The organism is Streptomyces carminius (genome assembly GCF_002794255.1).
Taxonomy (GTDB): Bacteria; Actinomycetota; Actinomycetes; order Streptomycetales; family Streptomycetaceae; genus Streptomyces; species Streptomyces carminius.
This window is the reverse complement of record NZ_PGGW01000040.1, coordinates 99604-120924: the sequence shown is the minus strand read 5'-3', so window position 1 is coordinate 120924 and position 21321 is coordinate 99604. Positions and strand designations below refer to the sequence as shown.

Below are 21321 nucleotides of genomic sequence, written 5' to 3'. Positions count from 1 at the left end.
GCGGCTCAGTCCAGCTCCACGTCCTCGGCGATGCTCCGGGCCCTGATGTAGGGCTCCCCCTCGTACTGCCCGTACAGCGTGCCCGAGAGCTCCACGCCGAGTTCCTCCTCGACCTCGGCGAGCTCGAACTCGCGCACGACACCCGTGACGCGGACCGGGTCGTCCTGGTCCACGGCCGGCATGTCCCCCTCGACGATCAACAGCGGTTCGATGTCGCTGGGCTCGTTCCCGCCGACGGTGAAGACCCAGGGCGAGATGACGTCGTGGACCCGGCCCTCGACCGTCCGCTCCTCCCCGGCCACGGATTCGGCGTTCCCGTCCTCGAACGCCTCGTGCACCTCGGTGATGCCCTCGGCGCCGTTCCCGCCGCATCCCGCCAGTCCGGGGAGCACGAGCAGCAGGCCGAGCAGCGCCGCCGACCGGCGCCGGTGCGGGATGCCTCGGGCGTGTTGCATGGGCGTCTCCTGTCGTCCTCTCGCTTCCGGGTTCTGTGGGCGGACCTCGCCGCGCGGGACGTGGCCCCTCATCCCAGCTCGGCGTCGGGGTCGAGGGAGGAGGCCACCACGTAGTGCTCCTGCTCCCAGTCGGTGAAGGCGTCCTCGTTCCAGTCCACATCGAGCCCGTCCGCCACCTCCTCGGGAACGAAGCCCTCCCGGACGGTGCCGGTGACCCGCACGGTGTCGCCCTCCGCCACCCGGGTGGTGTCCGCGGAGACGACCAGCAGGCTTCTGATGTCGCCCGTGGTGTCCCTGTTCTCCGGATCGGCGCGGGCGACGGTGAAGGCGTTGTCGTCGAGGACCTCGCCGACCTCGGTCGTGAGAATGATCCGCCGGTCCGTCCAGGTGGTGACGTCGTTCCAGAACCCGGCCTCCGCCAGGTCCCCGTAGACGAAGTCGTACCCGTCCTCCTCACCCTGTGCGCCCCCGACGCGCACGGACGCCTCGGGAGCGGGCGACTCGTCCTCGCCGCAGCCGGTCAGCGCGGCGGCACCGGCCACGACGGAGACCAGCACGAACGGCAGAGCCGCGGTGCTCCGCAGCCGGCGGCATCTCACACTGGAGCGCATGTCCTCGGTTCCTCTCGACGCACGGGCGGTCCCGTGCGTCCCGAGTGAACGGACACCAGGGCCGCCAAACCGGCAACCCGGCAAACCGACGCGAAGAACATGCCGGACACGGCGCCCGGCCATGGCCGCGGACGCGGTCTTCCACTCCGACGGGGGTGGATCCCCACCCGGGTGGCGGGCCCCGGCCCGCCGCCCGCCCGGCTCCAAGGCCGTCCTGGGCGTGGAGCCCGGCGGGGGGAGGCCGACCCCGGTCCCGAGCGGTGCCCGGAGACCACCCGGCAGGAGAGCGTGGAGAAGCCGTCGCTCGTGGCCGGCGACCGCTACTGCCTGCGGACCCAGGAGGCCACAGCGGCACCGGTCCGCCGGTCCGCCGGTCGCCGCAGCGGCGTCCGCCGGGGTCAGCTCTCCAGCGCCTCGCAGACGTTCTCCTCCGGGCCCATCCGGACCGAGAAGCCGCGGGTGCCGTCCTCGGCGAACTCCGCCACATGGACGCCGCCGACGATCCAGAAGCCCTTGGGGAAGTCGTCCCCGTCCCGCATCCCGAAGCCCACCGGGCCGACGGCCAGGTACCGCTTGAGCCGCCCGTCCGTCCGGTACTCGGGGAAGCCGCGCCCGCCGACGTCGCGGACGACGGTGGCGCCGGTGTCGGTGTTCTCGTACTCGACCACCAGCGGGCCCTTGTACTCCTCGCGCTTGACGGCGCCGCCGGGGTGGCGCTCCAGCACCCGCTTGACCATGTCCTGTTCCAGCGGGGTCGCCTTCAGCGGGAACGCGCAGGTGTATCCGGCGGGCGCGGTGAACCCCTGGTCGACGTACGGCTCCCACGGCTCCGGGGCCACGCCCCGGGTCGCTGCGGGTGCCGGGCTGTCGGCGGCGGCCGTCGCGACGGGGAGCAGCCCCGCCGCGCACCCGGCGGCCAGTACGGACGCGATCCGCCGCTTCGCGCGCTTCGTCGAACCCGTCGACCCCATCGAATCCTCCCCGGTGGCACGGCACTCGCCCACGACCCAACCGGCCCGCCGGTCCGGGTGTCAAGAAGCGTGCAGCATGCAGGAGTTGACCGCCCGGGCCTTCGGATCCCCGCGTCGCAGGCCGGCCGGACGGTTCAGCAGCGGCCCTCGGCGACCGTGGTCGTCAGGTCGTACTCGGGGACGCGGGTGCCTCCGCCTCCGGCGTCGGGGACGGTGAACCCGCCCTCCTCGGAGACGGACTGCGTGACGGTCAGGCAGAAGGCGGTGTCCGTGTCGCGCGCGGTGACCTCGTAGGGGCCGTGCTCGCCCACCGCCTCGACGGTCACCCCGTGGCTGGGGGCCATGGTGCCGCCCGCGTCGACGACGGCCTCCTCGATCAGCTCCTCGATGTGGCCCGCCGCACTCCAGATGCTGGGCAGGGTGTGCGGCTCCGCGCCGAGAGCGTCGGGAACCTCGTGGACGGCCGAGCGCAGTTCGCCGTCGCTCCACGAGGAGCCGGCGAACAGGTAGTAGAGGGTGCCGCCCGTGACGATCAGCGAGAGCACGATGAGCACCCGGCCCACCGGGTTGCGGGGGTTGTAGACGTAAGGGCCGCCCGAGCGGACGAACACGGGTTCGCGGTCCCCGGGGAAGTCGCCGTGACTCATGCCCACACCCTAGGGGGCCGCCCGCCGCGGGCCCGGCGAAGGGCCCGCGGCGGGAGGGTCAGCCCGTGGCGGGGGTCACCGGATGACGGTGATCCGGTCCGCCGCCGGGGCCTCGATCGGGTCGGCGGCGGAGGAGTTGGCGGTCAGGTAGTCCGACAGGGCCGCCAGGTCGTCACCGCCCACCAACGGCTCGGTGCCCTCCGCCAGGGTGGCCAGGCCGTCGCCGCCGCCCGCCAGGAAGGAGTTCACCGCGACGCGGTAGGAGGCCGCCGGGTCGATCGGCTCGCCGTTCAGCCGCACCGAGTCGGCGACGATCCGGTCGGCGCCCGACCTGGTCAGGTCGAGGGTGTAGGTGAAGCCCTCGGAGACCTGCAGAATCCTCGGGGACGCCTCGTTCGCGCCGCTGACCTGCTCGCGCAGCACCGTCAGGAGCTGCTCGCCGCTGAGGGTGAGGACGTTGACGGTGTTGGAGAACGGCTGGACGGTGAAGCCCTCGGCGTAGGTCACCACGCCGTCGCCCTCGCCGCCGGAGGCCGCGTACGTCAGGTCGGCGCGCACCCCGCCGGGGTTCATCAGGGCCAGGTCGGTCTCCGGGTCCAGCTCCCTGGCGTGGGCGAGCTGCGCGTCGGCGATCAGCTCGCCCAGCGGGAAGACGGGCTCGCCGGTGGCGCGGTTGCTGGGGATGTCCTCGGCGATCCATCCGATGGGCCGGTTCGCGACGGGTGCGGCCAGCGTCTGCCAGAACTCCAGCAGTTCGGTGATGTCGGCGGCCTTGGCCCGCTCGCGGTCCACGACGCGGTTGGAGCCCTCGACCGAGGTCCGCACGATGTCCCGGGTGCGGCGGTCGTACTCCATGGTCAGCTCGGTGAAGAGCCGGCCGTTGGAGGCGGCGGAGGTGACCAGGCGGTCGTTGCCCTCCGGGTCCGGGACCGAGCAGACGTACGGCTGGTGGGTGTGGCCGGTGATCAGCGCGTCCACGCCCGCGTCGGTGTTGCGGGCGATCTCCGTGATCGGGCCGGAGAGGTTGCCGCCGTCCGCGCCGCAGTCGTTGTTGTACGCGGGGGAGGCCGGGTGGCCGCCCTCGTGGACCAGCGCGACGACGGCGTTGACGCCCTTGTGCTTGAGCTCCCTGGTGTACTTGTCGATCGTCTCAACCTCGTCGAGGAACTTCAGGCCCTTGATGCCCTCGGCGGTGACGATGTCCGGGGTGCCCTCCAGGGTCACGCCGATGAAGCCGACCTTGACGCCCTTGAGTTTCTTGACCGTGTAGGGCGCGAGCAGCGGCCTGCCGGTCCTCTCGTCGACGACGTTGGCCGCGAGGATCGGGTAGTCGGCGCCCTCGAAGACCCGGCCGTCGGCGTAGCAGCCGTCCTCGGGGTGGCAGCCGCCCTTCTGGAGGCGCAGCAGCTCGGCCGCGCCCTCGTCGAACTCGTGGTTGCCGACGCCCACGACGTCCATGTCCATCGCGTTCAGCGCCTCGACGGTGGGCTCGTCGTGGAACAGGCCCGACAGCAGCGGACTGGCGCCCACCATGTCGCCGGCGGCGACCGTCACCGAGCGGGGGTGCCCCTTCCGCGCCTCGCGCAGGGCGGTGGCCAGGTACTCGGCGCCGCCCGCGGTGATGTCCTCGGTGGTGCCGTCCGGGTGCTCGTGGGTGACCCGGCCGCCGGAACCGGTGGGGGGCTCCAGGTTGCCGTGGAAGTCGTTGAGGGCGAGCACCTGGAGGTCGACGGTGCGGCCGTGGTGCCGGTCGTGCCGGTCGTGTCCGCCGTGCTTGCCGCCGTACGCCTGCGCCGTCTGCCGGGGCGCCGTCTCCGGCGCGGCCTGCGCGGCGGGCATGGCGGCGGCGAGCGTGCCGACCGTCAGCAGACCGGCCGCGGTGGCGGTGAGTCTGCGGGAGAGGGCGGACCGCCTGGATGGAGTGGACACCATCTGTCCCCTTCTGTTCCCTTGTCAGGACCGAGCGTTGACCTTATCGGCCGCATACGGGCCGCAGCCTAGGTCAACGCGCGTAGCGTGTCACCGTTCCGCGGGTAACCAGGAGGTTTCGATGCTGCGTAGGCTGTCCCCATGAGCGACGTGGTGGTTGTGGACGAGGTGTCGGCCGAGGTCGTGCGGAACGCTCAGGCGCTGATCGACGCGGCGGCGGCGGCGGACGGCCAGTCGGCCGTCTCCGAGCAGGGGCGGCTCCAGTTGCGCGGCGGCCGGCGGCCGGGCGTACGGCACCTGCTGCTGTGGGAGCAGGGCGAGCTGGTCGGGTACGGCCAGTTGGAGGACACCGATCCGGTGGAGGCCCCGGCCGGGGAACTCGTCGTCCACCCCGACCACCGGCGCAAGGGGTACGGCCACGAACTCGGCCGCGCCCTGCTCCAGGCGTCGGACCGGCGGCTGCGGGTGTGGGCGCACGGCGGCCACCCGGCCGCCCGGCACCTGGCCCGCATGCTCGGCCTCACCCTCTTCCGCGAACTGCGGCAGATGCGGCGCCCGCTGGCCGGCGGCCCGGAACTGCCGGAGCCGGTGCTGCCGGAGGGGGTGCGGCTGCGCACCTTCGTCCCCGGGCGGGACGACGCCGCCTGGCTCGCCGCCAACGCCGCCGCCTTCGCCCACCACCCCGAACAGGGCGGCATGACCGGCCGCGACCTGGACGACCGCAAGGCCGAGCCGTGGTTCGACCCCAAGGGCTTCTTCCTCGCCGTGCGGGGGGAGGGCGAGGACGAGCGGATCGCCGGCTTCCACTGGACCAAGGTCCACAGCGCCGAACAGCTCGGCGAGGTCTACGTCGTGGGCGTCGTCCCCGGCGCCCAGGGCGGCGGCCTGGGCCGGGCCCTGACCCTGGCGGGCCTGCGCTACCTGGAGCGGGACCGGGGCCTGCCGACGGCGATGCTGTACGTGGACGCCGACAACAAGGCCGCCGTGACGGTCTACGAGCGGCTCGGCTTCCAGGTCCACGAGGTGGATCTGATGTACCGCACCGAACTCTGACCGGGCTCCCGCCGGGTTCCCGGCGTCACCGGGGGCGCGTCCACCTGCGCCTGACGACGGGCCAGGCCACCGCGTACCCGGCGGCCACGCCCGCCGCCAGACCCGCCGCCCAGGGCAGGCCTGCCGCCCAGGATCCGCCGAAGACCCGCCAGAAGAAGACGAGGACCAGCGCGGCGATCACGGACATCAGCAGGGCGTGCAACACGTAGGCCCGGCCGCCGCGGACCTCGGTGGGCAGGAACGCGCTCAGCAACTCCGCCAGTAACAGCATGCGGTGAATGCTTCCGGCGCCGCGCGGCGCGCGTCCAGGCCGCCACTCCGGCGTCCCGGAGTACGGCCGGAACGCGCCCGGTCACCTTCCGGCCGCCACCTCCGTCCCCGCCTCCAGTACGTCCCGCAGTCTGCGGGCCTCCTTCACCAGCCGGCTGGTGCCGCCCCGGGCGGCGAGCTCCGCCGCCGCGGCCCTCAGCTCGTCCACCGGCCCGCGCACCCGGACCGTTCCGGCGCACTCCGCGCCCAGCGTCAGCAGGTCCGGCAGGCCGCGCACCGCCTTGCGCGGCTCGGCTCCCGCCAGCACGGCGGGCAGCGCGGTGACCAGCACCGACCACACCACGCCCGGCGCTCCCGCCCGGAACACCTCGCGCAGCGACTCCGTCAGCCGGTTCGGCTTGACGGTGCCCAGCTCCACCGTCCCGGCCAGGACCCGTCCCAGCCGTGCCGTGTCCAGTTCGCCGCGGGCCGCCAGCACCAGCAGCGCGTCCACGGCCGCCGTCCGGTCCTCGGGGTGCCGCGCCCCCAGCCCGTAGGCCAGCCCCAGGTGGACGGCCTGCCCGGCCGGGCCGCCGCCCTCGACCAGTACGGGCAGCAGCGCCGCGCCGCCGCGCAGCTCCTCGTCGGCCGCCGCGGCGAAGGTGGGCTGGAGATGGGTGGCCAGCAGTTCGCGGTGGGCGGGCAGCACGGCCGGCCACAGATGGACCCCCGTCTTCCAGACCGTCTCGTCCCGCCTGCCGTGCGCGCTGTACGCGCCCAGCAGCCGCCCGAACGCCGGGCCCAGCGCGAACGGGGTCTCCGCGGCGGCCCGGTGGAGCACCAGCCGGCCACCCGACGGCTCGTATCCGTCGGCCGGCCCCGGCGGGCCCTCCCGGCGGACGGGCTCGGGCACGGCCGGGCCGCCGGCCGTCAGCCAGGCGTGGACCTTCCGTCCGGCCGCTCCGGCCGGGCCGGTCTCCCCGGACAGCCGCTCGGCGGCGGTCAGGGCCTCGGGTACGGAGGCGGCGGTGGTGTCCAGGCGCAGCAGTGCCTGGTCCAGGTCGCAGGGGCCGGGTTCGGCGCCCAGCCGTCCGTACTCGGCCAGCCGGTCGGCCAGTTCGGCCGGATCGAGCCGCCCGTCCGCGGAGGTGGGGGTGGCCAGCAGGAACGGCACCGGATCGTGCACCACCCGCCAGGCGACCTCCCACACCCGTGCCGCCAGGGCCTCCTCGAAGAGGGAGAGCCGGGTGTGGGGGTGCGCCCCGGCACGGGGGTCCACCGGCCGGGGCCCGCCGACGGGCTCCTCACCGCAGAGCACGGCCACCACCAGGCGCAGTTCCAGCGGGCCCAGATCCTCGTGCGGCACGGCCCGCCCCTGCCAGGGGTGGGCGCGGACGACCGGCTCCAGTGCCCGGACCAGCTTCTCCCGATCCCGGTACCCGTGCCGGGCCAGTCCGTCCAGGGCCCGCTCGAAGGAGACGGCCTCGACGGTGGAAGCGGCGGTGGCCGTAGCGGTGCCGGGCCGTGCCGCCCGCCGCGCGGCGGTCAGGACGGCGTTCACCTCCTCGGCCACCTCGGCGGGGGTGGCGGGCGGCGGTGCCGTCGACCGCTGCACGGGAGCGGGCGGCAGGACGTCCTCCGTCCCGGCGGACCCGGCCGCGGTGGTCTCCGGACCCAGCAGTTCGGCGGCCCGGGGCCGCAGTACGGGGCTGACCGCCTCCGCGGCGGCGGCCAGTTCGCCGCGGACCGCGTCCCCGGCGTGCGGCAGGTGGCGGGCGATCAGGTCCAGGGCGCGTTCCTGGACGGCGGTGTCCTGGTGGCCGAGGGCGTCGGCGGCGGCGAGCACCACGGCGCCGGCCCGTCCCCGGTCCCGGCGGGCGGCGGCGTCCAGCCACTTGAGCTGGGCCCGCACCAGCTTCTTCTCCCGCCGGAACAGCGCCGCCCGGGACGCCTCGGCCAGCTGCCCGGTGTCGAGCCGTCCGGCGGTGTCCAGGGCGACGAGGGTCTCCTGGGCGTGGACGGCGATGTCGGTGGGGGCGTCCGACAGCATCCGCAGCAGGACCGTGACGTGCCCGGCGTACTCCTCCTCGGTGGGGTCGAGATGGATGAGGAGGAGGTGGAAGCCGTTCATCTCCTCCCGACGCCCGCCGCGCAGCAGCCGCGACAGGCAGTCGTCGATCAGCGCGGCCCGGTCCAGCCGCCCCTCGGCGGCGAGTTCCGCCAGGGAGGCGCTCATGCTGTTGCTCCCCCCGAACCAGGCGTTGAGCGGGTCGCCGACGCCGTCCACCTCGAACAGGCGCGGCAGGAGCGTGTCCAGGAACGGATCGGCGCGCAGCCGCTCCGCTCCTCCGTGGTACGGCGCGGGGGCCGGGGCCAGGGCGCCGTCCACGACCACCGGCCAGTCCATGGCCTGGGGCCAGGGGAGATCGCGGACCCAGCCCTGGACGAACACCTCGGTGGTCGGCACCGGGCACCCGGAGAGCAGCACCAGCCTTTTGACCAGGGGATAGTGCTTCCCCCAGGAGTACTCCAGGCGGGGACCGGCGACGCGGTGGGCGACGTCACCCAGCCACTCGGCCGGGCGGTCGGCGAGGATCGTCAGCAGCGCGGTGGCGTCGTCGGCCTCGATCAGGTCCAGGTGGGGGTGGCGGAGCCACCGGGCGGCGGCGGACGCCCCCGTGTGGCAGCCGGCGCCCGCCACGACCAGCGTCCGCGCGTACGGCCGGAGTTCGTCCTGCCATGCCTCGTCCCACCGGGCGCGCAGCGCCTCCAGGTGGGGGACGCAGGAGCGCCGCTGCCGGTCGGAGAGCGCGGCGAGCAGGTCGGGCAGCCGGTGGGAGGCGCCGTCCGCCACGGCGAGCAGGACCGCGTACGCGTCCGGGTCGAGCTCTGGTGCGGCGGTGTCGAGGATCCGCCGGTCCGCCGCGGACAGGTGCTCCGTCACCGGGCACCCCCCCCGGGGCGGCCGCGGCGGCACGCGGCCGGGGGGTGGGGGAAGGCGCGCGGCCGCGCGGCAGCCGCCGGTGGTGCCGGTGGCGTGGGTGCTGTCGGTGGCGTCGTCATGGCGCAGAAGCTAGAAGCGGCCGCTGACAGTCCGGCATCGTCCCGCCCCTCCCGCACTCTCCCGACTCCGGACGCCGGACGGCCCTGACGTGCCCGGATGCCCGGACGGCCGCCGGAGCGCCCCGGAAACTGCCCCGAGGGCACCCCGGGGACTGCCCTCGCGGGCCACGGGCCCGCGGCCCCGCGGCCCTCCGGCTCCGTGACCCTCCGGCCGGAGATGCCCTCCCGCGCGAGGCGGACGAGCCGGCACCGCCGTGAGCGGGCACCGGCCGTACGGCACCGGCTCACTTCCCGGCGGGCGGTTCCAGTACGTCCCGCAGTCTGCGGGCCTCCTTCACCAGTCGGCCGGTGCCGCCCCGGGAAGCCAACTCCGACACCGCGGCCGTCACCCCGTCCACCGGCCCGCGTATCCCGGACGCCCCGGCGCACTCCGCGCCCAGGGCCAGCAGATCCGGCAGGCCGCGCACCGGTTTCCGCCCCCCGGACTCGCCCGGCTGCCCCGCCAGCAGGGTGGGCAGCGCGGTGGCCAGCACCGACCACACCACCCCCGGCGCCCCTGCCCGGAACACCTCGCGCAGCGACTCCAGCAGCCGGTTCGGTTTCACCGTGCCCAGCTCCACCGTCTCGGCCAGATCCCGTCCCAGCCGCCCCGCGTCCAGTTCGCCGCGGGCGGCCAGGGTCAGCAGCGCATCCACGGCCGCCGTGCGGTCCTCGGCGTGCCGGGCTCCCAGGCAGTGCGCCAGCCCCAGGTGGACGGCCTGTCCGGCCGGGCCGCCGCCCTCGGCGAGTACGGGCAGCAGCGCCGCGCCGCCGCGCAGCTCCTCGTCGGCCGTCGCCGCGAAGGTGGGCTGGAGGTGCAGGGCGAGCAGCTCGCGATGGACGGGCAGGACGGACGGCCACAGCCGGGCGGCGGGGTTCCAGGAGGTCTGGTCCCGCTTGCCGCTGCCGATGTACGCGCCCAGCAGCGGCCGGGCCCAGGGCCCGATCTCGCACGGCAGGGCCGACGCCTCGCCGGAGAGCAGTACCCGCCGCAGCGGATCGGCCCGGCCGCCGTACTGGTGCGGTCTGCCCATCGCCCGGACGAACTCCGGTACGGCCGGGCCGCCGGCCGTCAGCCAGGCGTGGACCTTCCGCCCGGCCGCTCCGGCCGCCCCGGTCTCCTTGCCCAGCCGTTCGACGGCGGCCAGGGCCTCGGGTACAGAGCCGGCGGTGGTGTCCAGGCGCAGCAGTGCCTGGTCCAGGTCGCAGGGGCCGGGTTCGGCGCCCAACCGCCCGTACTCGGCCAGCCGGTCGGCCAGTTCGGCCGGATCGAGCCGCCCGTCCACATACGTGGGGGTGGCCAGCAGGAACGGCACCGGATCGTGCACCACCCGCCAGGCGACTTCCAGTATTCGCGAGCCGAGCACCTCCCCGAAGGGGGTGAGGTTGCGGCCGTGCGGATGCCCCGCGGCGCGGGCGCCGTCCCCCGAGGGCACGGCGGGCTCCTCCTCGCCGCCCAGTACGGCCGCCACGTACCGCAGCTCCCAGGGGCCCGGGTCGTTCCACCAGGCGTGGTGCCCGGACCAGGGGTAGGCGCGGACGACCGGGGCCAGTGCCCGCACCAGCTCCTCCCGGTCCCGGTACCCGTGCCGGACCAGCCCGTCCAGGGCCCGCTCGAAGGCGGCGGCCTCGACGGCGGAGGCGGTGGCGGGCCGGTACTCGGCGGCCCGCACGGCGGCCAGGGCGGCGCCCACCTCCTCGGCCACCTCGGCGGCCGTGGCGGGCGGCGGCGCCATTGGCCGGGGCCCGGTCACGGGCGGCAGGACGTCCTCCGCCCCGGCGGGGACGGCGGCGCCCTCGCCCCCGGTGGCCTCAAGCCCCAGCAGTTCGGCGGCCCGGGGCCGCAGTACGGGGCTGACCGCCTCCGCGGCGGCGGCCAGTTCGCCGCGGACCGCGTCCCCGGCGTGCCGCAGATGACGGGCGATCAGGTTCAGCGCGCGCTCCTGGAGGCCGGTGTCCTGGTGGCCGAGGGCGTCGGCGGCGGCGAGCACCACGGCCCCGGCCCGCTCCCGGTCCCGGCGGGCGGCGGCGTCCAGCCACTTGAGCTGGGCCCGCACCAGCTTCTTCTCCGGTCGGAACAGCACCGTCCGGGAGGCTTCGAGGAGGTGCTCGGGGTCGACGAGCCCGGCGGCGTCCAGCGCGGCCAGCCGCTCCTGCGCCGGCCCCGCCACCGGGGACGTGCCGTCGCGCAGCAGCCGCAGCAGGACCGTGACGCGCGCGGCGTACTCCTCGTCGGTGGGATCGAGTTCCTTGAGAACGGCCTGGAAGGCGCGCAGCTCACCGGGCCGTCCGCCGCGCAGCAGCCGCGCCAGGCAGTCGTCGATCAGCGCGGCCCGCTCCAGCCGGCCCTCGGCGGCGAGTTCCGCCAGGGCCGGCGGCCAGGAGTTCTGCCCGATCCAGCCGACGAGCGCGGCGCCGACGTCGTCCGTCTCGAACAGGCGCGGCAGGAGCGCGTCCAGGAACGGATCGGCGCGCAGCCGCTCCACGAGCGGACCGGGCCGCGTACCGCCCGGTGAACTGTCGGGCGCGACGTCCGGCGCGGGGGCCGGTGCCGGGGCGCCGCCCACGACGGCGGGCCAGCGCAGGGCCTCGTACGGCCACGACCTGGTGCGGGCCCAGCCCCGGACGAACGGCTCTCCGGTCGGCACCGGCCCTCCGGAGAGCAGCACCAGCCGCTCGGCCAGGAGGTAGTGGTTCCCCCACTCGTCGGCCGACCGGAGGCGGCCGGCGAGGCGGTGGGCGACATCGTTCAGCCACTCGGCCGGACGGTCGGCCAGGAGCGCCAGCAGCGGGACGGCGTCGGCGGGATCGAGCAGGCTCAGATCGTCGTGCCCGAGCCACTGGGCGGCGGCGGACGCCCCCGTGTGGCAGCCCGCGCCCGCGATCACCAGTGCCCGGCTGCGCAGCCCGGTCTCCTGGCCCCACTCGTCGCGCAGTCCGGTGCGCCAGGCCTTCAGATGGGGCACGCAGGAGCGCCGCTGAGCATCGCTCAGGCCGGTGAGCAGCTCGGGCAGCCGCCGGATCTCGCCGTCCGCCACGGCCAGCAGCACCGCGTGCGCGTCCGGGTCGAGCTCTGGTGCGGCGGTGTCGAGGACCTCCCGCTCCACGGGCAGCAGCCGACCGGTGCGCTCCCGCATGCGGAGCAGCTTCGCGAGGGCGCTCACCGGACACCCGCCCGCACACCCGCGGCACCGGCACCGGCACCGGTACCGGAAACCGCGTCGGCACCGCGCAGGACGATCCGCACCGCCAGCGCGTGACTGCACGGCCCCCGCCCGCCCCGGTACTCGGCCCACCAGCGGCAGGTGCAGCTCAGCACCCCGTCGGCGGCGGAGCGCACCCGGTGGGTGTGGCCGTCGACGGCGACGGCGAAGGTGCCGCCCGCACCGCCTTCCTCCGCGCCCTCCCCGCCCTCCGGCCGTACCGCCCCGGCCGCCACCAGCGCGCGGGCGGCGCGCAGCCGGGGGTTGTGCCGCTCCACGCGGTCGCCGTCGAACGGCAGCTCGCGGTGGAAGTGGGCGGCCTCGGCGGTGTCGTAGCCGATCCGCCCGGCGGTGCCCAGCACCGTCAGGGCGGCACGCACCCGCCGCGGTGTCAGGCCCGACTGACGGGCCAGCTCGTCCACGTCCACCCGCGGCTCCCAGGCCAGCAGCACCGAGACCAGCTCGGCGTCCCCGGCCGCCTCCTCCGTCGCCAGGGCGTCCAGGACGGCGCCCTCACCGGAGAAGCCGCGGGCCGGGTCGGGGGAGAGGGTCAGCGTCAGCCGCATCCCCGGCAGCAGCACCTCCCACGCCGAGGCGACCGGGGCGCCGGCGGCGGTGACCGGCGGCCCGTACAGCCGCAGCCCGCTCGCGTGCCGCAGCACCCGCAGCAGGGCGGCCAGCCGGTCCGGGCCCGGCAGGCAGACGGCGCCGGGAACGGAACGGCTGGTCAGCCGCAGCCCGCGCCCGGCGGGGACGACCCACAGGGCGGAACCGGTGCGGGCGCGCGGCAGGGCGCGCAGGAAGCGGACCGCCTCGGCGGCGCTCACCTCCGCGCGCAGGTCGAAGGCGGCGGCGATCACCTGCGTCTCGGCGAACCCGCGCAGCCAGCGGTCCGGCAGCGGCACCTTCTTCTCCACCATCGGCCCGTCGAACGTGGTCACCTCCAGCGCCTCCGGGCCGACCCGCAGGTGCAGCGGATCGGCGGAGCCGACCCGGGCCAGCGCGTCCCGCAGCGGCGTGTTGACGTCCACGTTGGTGGTGCCGTGACCTATCTCGTCCCCGTCCAGGCCCGCGCCGAGGACGTCGAGCCGGGCGTAGACGCCGCAGCAGCCGGAGAACGACTCGAAGCGCAGCCGGTCGCCGTTGCCCGTCACCACCGGATCGAGCGAGGCGGGGAGAAGACGCTGGTTGTAGCGGGTGGCGGCGACGTCGGCGACGGACAGCAGCGCCCCGGCGGCGGCCTCGGGCGCGGTCAGGAACCCGGCGAAGAAGCGGGGATGCGCGCTCGCCCCGGCCGGTGTCGCCCCGCCGGAGGTCTCCAGCGCCAGCTCGGAGCCGCCCGCACCGTGCCGTACGGCGGAGGGTCGGAGATAGGTGTACGTCTGCACCGCTGTGGTGGTCGTCATGGCACGTGAAGCTAGCCGCGGCCACTGACAGCGGACCCCGGCCCGACCCGGCCCGGGCGTCCCCGGCCGGGCTTGTCACGGTGGCCCGGCGGGCCGCCCGGGGCGGGAGCCGGGCGGGATCAGCCGCCCAGCCGGGCGTCGGACCAGGAGGAGGCGCGCCGGGTGACGGCACGGCCGGCGCGGTGACCCGACCGCAGTGTCGACCTCGGCGAACACGACGTCCCCGTGCTTGTCCGGGACCTGTTCGACGACGGCCCGAACCTGCGGCGAGGCCGCACCGTTCGGCCCGGAAACCGATGATCACGAAGCCGTTTCCGGAGACGACCTCGCTGAAGTCGCCCGCGGTCGGCTCGACGGTGCTCGCGAACGCCACTCCCGCATGTGATCGGGGGCGTCGGGTCGCGCTCGGGGCGCTGTGGGCCGTCGGGCCCACCGTCCCGCCTGCGAAGCCGAGGTGGGCCCGACGGCCTCCGCCGTGTGGGCGGCGCCGTGTCCCGTCCGTCCGCACGGGGTTCCCGCGAGGTCAGCGGGCGGCGGCGTTCTCCGCGATCCCGGTCTCCGGGGCCGCCTCGGCGTCGGGCTGGAGGGGTGCGGTGTCCGTCGGGCCGCGCAGGGCGACGTAGAGGAGCAGCGCGGCCATGACGGCGGCGCCGATCCACATGGACTGCTGCCAGCCGTCGACGAAGGACTGCTGTGCGGCGTGGACCAGGCCCTGGGCGTGGCTGCCGGTGGTGGGTGCGACCTCGGCGGCGTTGGCGATGCCCTGGCGGGCGGTGTCCGCGGCACCATCGGGGATGCCGTCGAGCCTGCCGTCGATGGCACTGCGGTAGCCGTTGGCCAGGAGCGCGCCGAGCACGGCGACACCGAGAGCGGTACCGAGCTCGCGGGTGACGTCGTTGAGCGCGGAGGCGACGCCCTGCCTGGCGCGGGGCAGTGAACTGGTGATGGCCGTGGTGGAGGGCGTCATCGACAGCCCCATGCCGATGCCCATGGCGAGCATGCCGGCCAGGATGGACGGGTAGCCGCCGTCGACGGACACGAACAGGGCCATCAGGACCAGGCCGAGGGTGGCCAGGGCGACGCCGGCGGTCATGGTGGAGCGGGCGCCGATCCTGGCGGCCATCTTGGGGGCCAGGCCGGAGGCCGCCATCATCACGACGGCCATCGGCATCATCGCCGCGGTGGACAGCAGTCCGGTCCAGCCGAGTACGGCCTGGAAGAACGGGAAGAGGACGACGGCGATACCGGCCTGGACGCCGAAGACGACGAGCAGGGTGACGGAGCCGCCGGCCAGGCCGCGCTCCCGGAAGAGGCGTACGTCCAGCAGGGACGTGTCGCGGCGGTGCAGTTCCCAGACCACGAAGGTGATGGCGGCGGTGGCACCGACGGTCAGGCCGATCAGGGTGACGGGGTCGGTCCAGCCGCGTTCGGGGCCTTCCTGCAGGACGAAGACGAGACCGGCCACGGCGACGGTGGAGACCAGCGCGCCGATGGTGTCGAAGGAGTGGACGGAGCGTTCGCGGGAGTTGGGCACCGACTTCAGTGTCATCGCCAGCGCGACGGCGCCCAGGACCACGGGCAGCACGAACAGCCAGCGCCAGTCGGCGACGTCGACCAGCAGGGCGGAGAGGAACATGCCCAGGATGCCGCCGCCTCCGGCGACACCGGTCCACACACCGATCGCCTTGCCGCGCTCCTCCTCGGGGAAGGTGGAGGTGATGACGGCGAGGGTGATCGGCATGATCATCGCGGCGCTGATTCCGGCGGCCACGCGGGCGCCGATCATCACCGCGGCCGACGGGGCGAGTCCCGCGACGACGCCGGCGGCCCCGAAGACGACCAGCCCGGTGATCAGCATGGGCTTGCGGCCCAGCCGGTCACCGATCGCGCCGAGCGGCAGCAGCAGTGCGGCCAGGGCGAGGGTGTAGACGTTGATGATCCACAGAACGGTGGTGTGCGGGGCGCCGAACTCGACGGCCATGTGCGTCTGGGCGACGTTCAGCCCGGACACCGATGCGATGACGGCCATCAACGCGATCGAGACGGTGACCAGGATCGCGCGCAGCTGACGCGCGTCCGGTGTCTCCGCGCCGCCGGCCGGTGCGGCCGCCGCCTGGGGAGGCTGATGGGTACTCATGGTTTCCTTCCCGAAAGGGCATGCGGAATCAGCGCCGGGACAGGGCCGGTCGCCAGGTCGGTGAGGGAGGGACTTGCTCACCGCGGACCGCTGGACGGCGGTCGCACGGTTCTTCGGCAGCGGGACTTACGGGACTTACCTGTCCAGCCGGTGTCAGCCGGTGTCAGCCGGTGGTCCTCCGCGCGGCGGCGGCGAGCGCGGCGTCGGTGTCCGCGGCGGCGAGCGCGGCGTTGATGTGGGAGCCGGCCAGGGCGCCGGCCGCGGCGGCGGCGCCGACCTGGGCGGTGAGGTCGGTGGCGTTGCCGGCCACCCACACGCCGGGGATCCCGGTGGTGCCGGCCGTGGCGGAGGCGAAGCGGCGGCCCGTGTTGCCGGGCAGGTCCTCCACCGGCAGCTGCAGGCCCGCCAAGCCCTCGGTACGGGCCTGCGTCCGGGTGGCCACGGCCAGGATCCGCCGCCCCACGAAAGTGCCGTCGGCCAGGCGGACGCCCGCGAGGGCGCCGTCGCCGTCGTCGACGACTTCCCTGACGTCGGTCTCGATGACGCGGATGTCGCGGGCGGCGAAGCGGGCCCGGGTGTCCGCGTCCACCTCGGTGCCGCGGGTGAAGTAGACGAGGTCGTCCGTCAACTGGCGGAACAGCCAGGCGTGGTGGACGGAGGCGGGGCCGGTGGCGAGGATGCCGATCGGCTCGTCGCGGACCTCCCAGCCGTGGCAGTAGGGGCAGTGCACCACGCTGTGGCCCCAGTGGCCGGCCAGGCCGGGTACCTCGGGCAGCACGTCGCGCAGGCCGGTGGCCACCAGCACCCGGCGCGCCGTCAGCGTGCGGCCGCCGGCCAGGGTGACGGCGAACCGCGGGTCGCCGTCCGCCGAGGGGGCGGTGGGTTCGGCCGCGGTCACTTCCCCGAAGACGATTCGGCCGCCGTACTCGCGTACCTGCCGGCGCCCGTGCTCGATGATCTCGGCGGGCGGGGTGCCGTCCAGGACGATGAAGCCGTGCATGGCGGCGGCGGGGGCGTTGCGCGGGGTGCCGCTGTCGATCACGACGACCGAGCGGCGCGAGCGGGCCAGCATCAGCGCGCCGTTCAGGCCGGCGGCTCCGCCGCCGACGACCACGGCGTCCACGGTCTCGGTGGGCAGCGCGTCGCCTTCGTGGTGGGAAGTCCGGGCAGACATGTCACGCCCCTTCGTCGTACGAGGCCCTCGTGCTGGGCCGTCTCTCTGCGACGCTAAACCCCCGTTGCATTGAAGGCATACCATGTTGCTCATGACGCAAGAAGATGGGCAGTTGGACAGCCTCGTACGCAAGCGGATCCGCGCACTGCGCGTCGCACAGGGCTGGTCGCTGGAGGAGCTGGCCACGCGCGCGAACCTCAGCCAGTCCTCACTGAGCCGTATCGAGAACGGCCGGCGCCGCCTCGCCCTGGACCAGTTGGTCACCCTCGCCCGCGCACTGGACACCACCTTGGACCAGCTCGTGGAGAACGCCGCCGACGACGTCGTCGTCAGCCCGATGATCGACGGCGCCCACGGCCTGATGCGCTGGCCCGTGAAGGGCGACCCCGGTATGAGCGTGGTGCGTCAGCGGATGACCGACCCGCCGCCCGAGAACCCGGCGCGCATGCGTGCCCACCCGGGACGCGAATGGCTCGTCGTCCTGTCCGGCACCGCGGTCCTCATGCTCGGCCACCGGCGCTTTCGCGTCGAGACCAACCAGGCGGCGGAGTTCCCCACGATGATGCCGCACGCCATCGGCGCCGAAGGCGGGCCCTGCGAGATCCTGGGCATCTTCGACCGCGACGCCCGCCGCGGCCACCAGAAGGCCGCCGGTGCCGACGGCTCCGAAGCCGACCGCGCAGGCGCCCAGGATCCCTGCGAGTAGCGGGTCACGGTCGCGCCGGAGACGCACGGCGCGGTGGGCGATGTTGCGTGGCGGGCAGCACACCGAGCCACCTTCTTGCGTAAAGCGCAAGCACTCGTGCGGCTGGAGCATGGCGGGCTTACGGTGGTGCCATGACGCATCAGCACACCCCCCACCACGGTGGAAGCGGTCGCCGTCCCGGCCGCGACCACGGCGGCCACCAGGAGCACAGCGACGGCGGTCAGGCGGAAATCCTCGAACTGGACGCCGAGGTGCTCGCCGAGCACCTGGCGTCCATCGTCGCCTGGCTGCCGCTGAAGAGCGAGCCGCGCCGGATCGTGGACCTGGGCTGCGGCACCGGCGCGGGCACCTTCGCACTCCTCGAACGCTTCCCCGACGCGCACGTCACCGCCGTCGACACCTCGGCCGGACACCTCCGGCTCCTGCGCGAGAAGGCATGCGCCCGCGGCGTCGAGGGGCGCGTACGGACCGTGCGGGCCGACCTCGACGCCGACCACTGGCCCGACCTCGGCACACCGGATCTGGTGTGGGCCTCGGCCTCGATGCACCACCTGGCCGACCCCGGCCGCGCCCTGCGGAGCGTCCGCGAACTGCTCGCCCCCGGCGGCCTGTTCGCCGTCGTCGAGCTCGCGGGCTTCCCCCGCTTCCTGCCCGCCCACGCCCCGGAGAACCGGCCCGGCCTCGAAGAGCGCGCCCATGCCGCGACCGACGGCTTCCACGCCGAGCACGTTCCGCACCGCGGCGCCGACTGGGGCCCGCCACTGACAGCCGCCGGCTTCACCGTCGAGGACGAGCGCACCGTCACCGTCAACATCGAAGGTGAGCGCAGCGAAGCGATCGGCCGCTACGCCTACGGCAGCCTGCAGCGCATCCGCGGCGTCGCCGCACCCGCCCTCAGCCCCGAGGACCTCGCCGCACTCGACGAGCTCCTGGACACCGGCGGCCCGAACAGCCTTCTGCGCCGCGAGGACCTCGCCGTACGCACCGAGCGCACCGTCTGGGCCGCCCGCGCCTGACACCCGGCGCCCGGTGCCTGCCTGTCCGGACGGCCCCGGCGACCGATCGCTCGCCTCACACACAACCACCGTCCGCGCGGCGCCGTGCGCTCCGCCGGGCCGAGCAGCCATGCCCGCGCCCGCCCGCCCGCGCCCGCGCAACGCCGCCCACCCCGGGCAGCCCCACGCACCCCCGTCACCCTCCGTCCACCGCCCCCCACCAGCGCGAAGCGCCGCCGCGGCGGCGCGCCCCGTGCCGACCCGCCGCGCACCCGCGCGCAGTGCGCGCATCCCCTGGCCGCCATGTCGGCGTAACCGCTCATTCAGACTCGCTTGCGAGCATCACGGAATGTTGCCCGCCCTGCCGAACGCGTCGAGCCGGGGACCGTGCCCGGCGCCGTCTCCTCGGGCGCCGCTGACCGCCGCGGCGCGGAAGAATGGAAGAATGAGCCAGCCTGCCCAGCCTTCCGTCGGTTCCATCGCCGCCACCCGCCCCAACGCCCTCGTGACGCCCGAGCCCACCGAGCTGGAGCCGGGGCTCGACGCGGACGCGGACGCCTACCGGGAGGGCGAGGGCCCGGACGCCGTGGACGGGGAGCTCCCGCAGGGACGTTTCCTCGACCGGGAGCGGAGCTGGCTCGCGTTCAACGAGCGGGTGCTGGAGCTGGCCGAGGACCCGGCGACGCCGCTGCTGGAGCGGGCCAACTTCCTGGCGATCTTCGCCAACAACCTCGACGAGTTCTTCATGGTGCGCGTCGCCGGCCTCAAGCGCCGCATCGCCACCGGGGTCGCCACCCGCTCCGCCTCCGGCCTCCAGCCGCGCGAGGTGCTGGACCTGATCTGGACGCGCTCGCGCGAGCTCATGGCCCGGCACGCGGCCTGCTTCCAGCAGGAGGTGGCGCCCTCGCTCGCCGAGCGGGGCATCCACCTCATCCGCTGGCCGGAGCTGACCGAGGAGGAGCAGGCCCGGCTGTTCACCCTCTTCCGGCAGAAGATCTACCCCGTCCTCACCCCGCTGGCGGTGGACCCGGCGCACCCGTTCCCGTACATCTCCGGCCTGTCGCTGAACCTGGCCGTCGTCGTGCGCAACCCGGTCAGCGGACACCACCACTTCGCCCGGGTGAAGGTGCCGCCGCTGCTCTCCCGCTTCATGGAGGCCTCCCCGCAGCGGTACGTGCCCATCGAGGACGTCATCGCCGCCCATCTGGAGGAGCTGTTCCCCGGAATGGAGGTGCTCGACCACCACATGTTCCGGGTCACCCGCAACGAGGACCTGGAGGTGGAGGAGGACGACGCCGAGAACCTGCTGATGGCGCTGGAGAAGGAGCTGATGCGCCGCCGCTTCGGGCCCCCGGTGCGGCTGGAGGTCGAGGAGAGCATCGACCCGTACGTGCTGGACCTGCTGGTGCGGGAGCTGAAGGTCTCCGAGGCCGAGGTGTACCCGCTGCCCGGCCCGCTGGACCTCACCGGGCTGTTCGCGATAGCCGGGCTGGACCGGCCCGAGCTGAAGTACCCCAAGTTCGTGGCCGGCACCCACCGCGACCTGGCCGAGGTGGAGTCGGCCTCCGCGCCCGACGTCTTCGCCGCGCTCAACCGGCGCGACGTGCTGCTGCACCACCCGTACGACTCCTTCTCCACCTCCGTGCAGCGCTTCCTGGAGCAGGCCGCCGCCGACCCGGACGTGCTGGCGATCAAGCAGACGCTGTACCGCACCTCCGGCGACTCCCCGATCGTGGACGCGCTGATAGACGCGGCCGAGGCCGGCAAGCAGGTGCTGGTGCTGGTCGAGATCAAGGCGCGCTTCGACGAGCAGGCCAACATCAAGTGGGCGCGGAAGCTGGAGGAGTCCGGCTGCCACGTCGTCTACGGCCTGGTCGGGCTCAAGACGCACTGCAAGCTGTCGCTGGTGGTGCGGCAGGAGGGCGACACGCTGCGCCGCTACAGCCACGTCGGCACCGGCAACTACCACCCCAAGACCGCCCGGCTCTACGAGGACCTGGGCCTGCTCACCGCCGACCCGCAGGTGGGCGCCGATCTGTCGGACCTGTTCAACCGGCTGTCGGGCTACTCGCGGCGCACCACCTACCGCCGGCTGCTGGTCGCGCCCAGTTCGCTGCGCGACGGACTGGTGCAGCGGATCAACCGGGAGATCGCCCACCACCGGGCCGGACAGCCCGCCGGTGTGCGGATCAAGGTCAACTCGATGGTGGACGAGGTGGTCATCGACGCCCTCTACCGGGCCTCCCGCGCCGGGGTGCCGGTGGACGTGTGGGTGCGCGGCATCTGCGCGCTGCGGCCGGGGGTGCCGGGGCTGTCGGAGAACATCCGGGTGCGCAGCGTGCTGGGGCGCTTCCTGGAGCACTCCCGGGTCTTCGTCTTCGGCAACGGCGGCGATCCGGAGGTGTGGATCGGCAGCGCCGACATGATGCACCGCAACCTCGACCGGCGGGTCGAGGCGATGGTCCGGGTCACCGACCCCGGGCACCGGGCCACCCTCGACCAGTTCCTGGAGACCGGGACGGCGGACACCACCGCCTCCTGGCACCTGGGCCCGGACGGCGAGTGGACGCGGCACGCCGCCGACGCCGACGGACGGCCGCTGCGGCACGTACAGGAAATGCTCATCGACGCCCGGAGGCGCCGACGTGGTCCAGCGACCTGACCTGCCGGCCGGTACGGGCGG

Annotated in this window: 15 protein-coding genes; 4 read left to right on the top strand and 11 right to left on the bottom strand. The window is 74.7% G+C overall.

Features of this window, described 5'->3' with window-relative positions:
- Nucleotides 1–5 precede the first annotated feature (5 nt).
- The 5 genes from CUT44_RS12390 to CUT44_RS12370 all read right to left on the bottom strand — a co-directional run bounded on the left by CUT44_RS12390 (nt 6) and on the right by CUT44_RS12370 (nt 4616).
- Complete coding sequence (locus CUT44_RS12390; protein WP_100202013.1) at nt 6–455, bottom strand: hypothetical protein; 450 nt, start codon at nt 453–455, stop codon at nt 6–8.
- 68 nt (nt 456–523) lie between these two features.
- Nucleotides 524–1066 (bottom strand): hypothetical protein, encoded by a 543-nt coding sequence (locus CUT44_RS12385; protein WP_100202012.1) that lies wholly within the window; start codon nt 1064–1066, stop codon nt 524–526.
- A gap of 398 nt (nt 1067–1464) precedes the next feature.
- Complete coding sequence (locus tag CUT44_RS12380) at nt 1465–2037, bottom strand: hypothetical protein (protein ID WP_100202011.1); 573 nt, start codon at nt 2035–2037, stop codon at nt 1465–1467.
- 134 nt (nt 2038–2171) lie between these two features.
- Nucleotides 2172–2684 (bottom strand): hypothetical protein, encoded by a 513-nt coding sequence (locus CUT44_RS12375; protein WP_100202010.1) that lies wholly within the window; start codon nt 2682–2684, stop codon nt 2172–2174.
- A 75-nt stretch (nt 2685–2759) separates the two neighbouring features.
- Nucleotides 2760–4616: a bifunctional metallophosphatase/5'-nucleotidase gene (locus CUT44_RS12370; protein WP_100202009.1), complete on the bottom strand. Its 1857-nt coding sequence runs from the start codon at nt 4614–4616 to the stop codon at nt 2760–2762.
- Between the two features lie 138 nt (nt 4617–4754).
- Here CUT44_RS12370 and mshD point away from each other — a divergent pair, with 138 nt between their 5' ends.
- Nucleotides 4755–5666 (top strand): mycothiol synthase, encoded by a 912-nt coding sequence (mshD, locus tag CUT44_RS12365; protein WP_100202008.1) that lies wholly within the window; start codon nt 4755–4757, stop codon nt 5664–5666.
- 25 nt (nt 5667–5691) lie between these two features.
- Here the strand turns inward: mshD and CUT44_RS12360 are convergent, their stop codons facing one another.
- The 6 genes from CUT44_RS12360 to CUT44_RS12335 form a co-directional block, all read right to left on the bottom strand.
- Entirely contained in the window at nt 5692–5937 is a 246-nt protein-coding gene (locus CUT44_RS12360; protein WP_100202007.1) for a hypothetical protein, read from the bottom strand.
- Nucleotides 5938–6018: 81 nt separating this feature from the next.
- Nucleotides 6019–8859 carry a DUF6493 family protein gene (locus CUT44_RS12355; protein WP_100202006.1) on the bottom strand — a complete coding sequence of 947 codons (2841 nt, stop codon included), beginning with the start codon at nt 8857–8859 and terminating at the stop codon, nt 6019–6021.
- 403 nt (nt 8860–9262) lie between these two features.
- Nucleotides 9263–12181, bottom strand: a complete 2919-nt coding sequence (locus CUT44_RS12350) for a DUF6493 family protein (protein WP_100202005.1) — start codon at nt 12179–12181, stop codon at nt 9263–9265.
- Nucleotides 12178–13626: a DprA-like winged helix domain-containing protein gene (locus CUT44_RS12345; RefSeq protein WP_100202004.1), complete on the bottom strand. Its 1449-nt coding sequence runs from the start codon at nt 13624–13626 to the stop codon at nt 12178–12180. The genes CUT44_RS12350 and CUT44_RS12345 overlap by 4 nt, the downstream gene beginning before the upstream one ends.
- A 523-nt stretch (nt 13627–14149) precedes the next feature.
- Nucleotides 14150–15763, bottom strand: coding sequence for an MFS transporter (locus tag CUT44_RS12340; protein WP_100202003.1), 1614 nt, complete (start codon nt 15761–15763; stop codon nt 14150–14152).
- A 163-nt stretch (nt 15764–15926) separates the two neighbouring features.
- Nucleotides 15927–16937 carry an NAD(P)/FAD-dependent oxidoreductase gene (locus CUT44_RS12335; protein WP_100202002.1) on the bottom strand — a complete coding sequence of 337 codons (1011 nt, stop codon included), beginning with the start codon at nt 16935–16937 and terminating at the stop codon, nt 15927–15929.
- 91 nt (nt 16938–17028) lie between these two features.
- Between CUT44_RS12335 and CUT44_RS12330 the strand changes: the two genes are divergently transcribed.
- From CUT44_RS12330 to CUT44_RS12320, 3 genes are all read left to right on the top strand, one after another.
- A complete protein-coding gene (locus tag CUT44_RS12330; RefSeq protein WP_199185688.1) occupies nt 17029–17643 on the top strand; it encodes a helix-turn-helix transcriptional regulator in 615 nt (204 codons plus the stop codon).
- A gap of 131 nt (nt 17644–17774) precedes the next feature.
- Nucleotides 17775–18659: a class I SAM-dependent methyltransferase gene (locus CUT44_RS12325; RefSeq protein ID WP_100202000.1), complete on the top strand. Its 885-nt coding sequence runs from the start codon at nt 17775–17777 to the stop codon at nt 18657–18659.
- Between the two features lie 424 nt (nt 18660–19083).
- A complete protein-coding gene (locus CUT44_RS12320; protein WP_233221369.1) occupies nt 19084–21300 on the top strand; it encodes an RNA degradosome polyphosphate kinase in 2217 nt (738 codons plus the stop codon).
- The last annotated feature ends 21 nt before the right edge of the window (nt 21301–21321 follow it).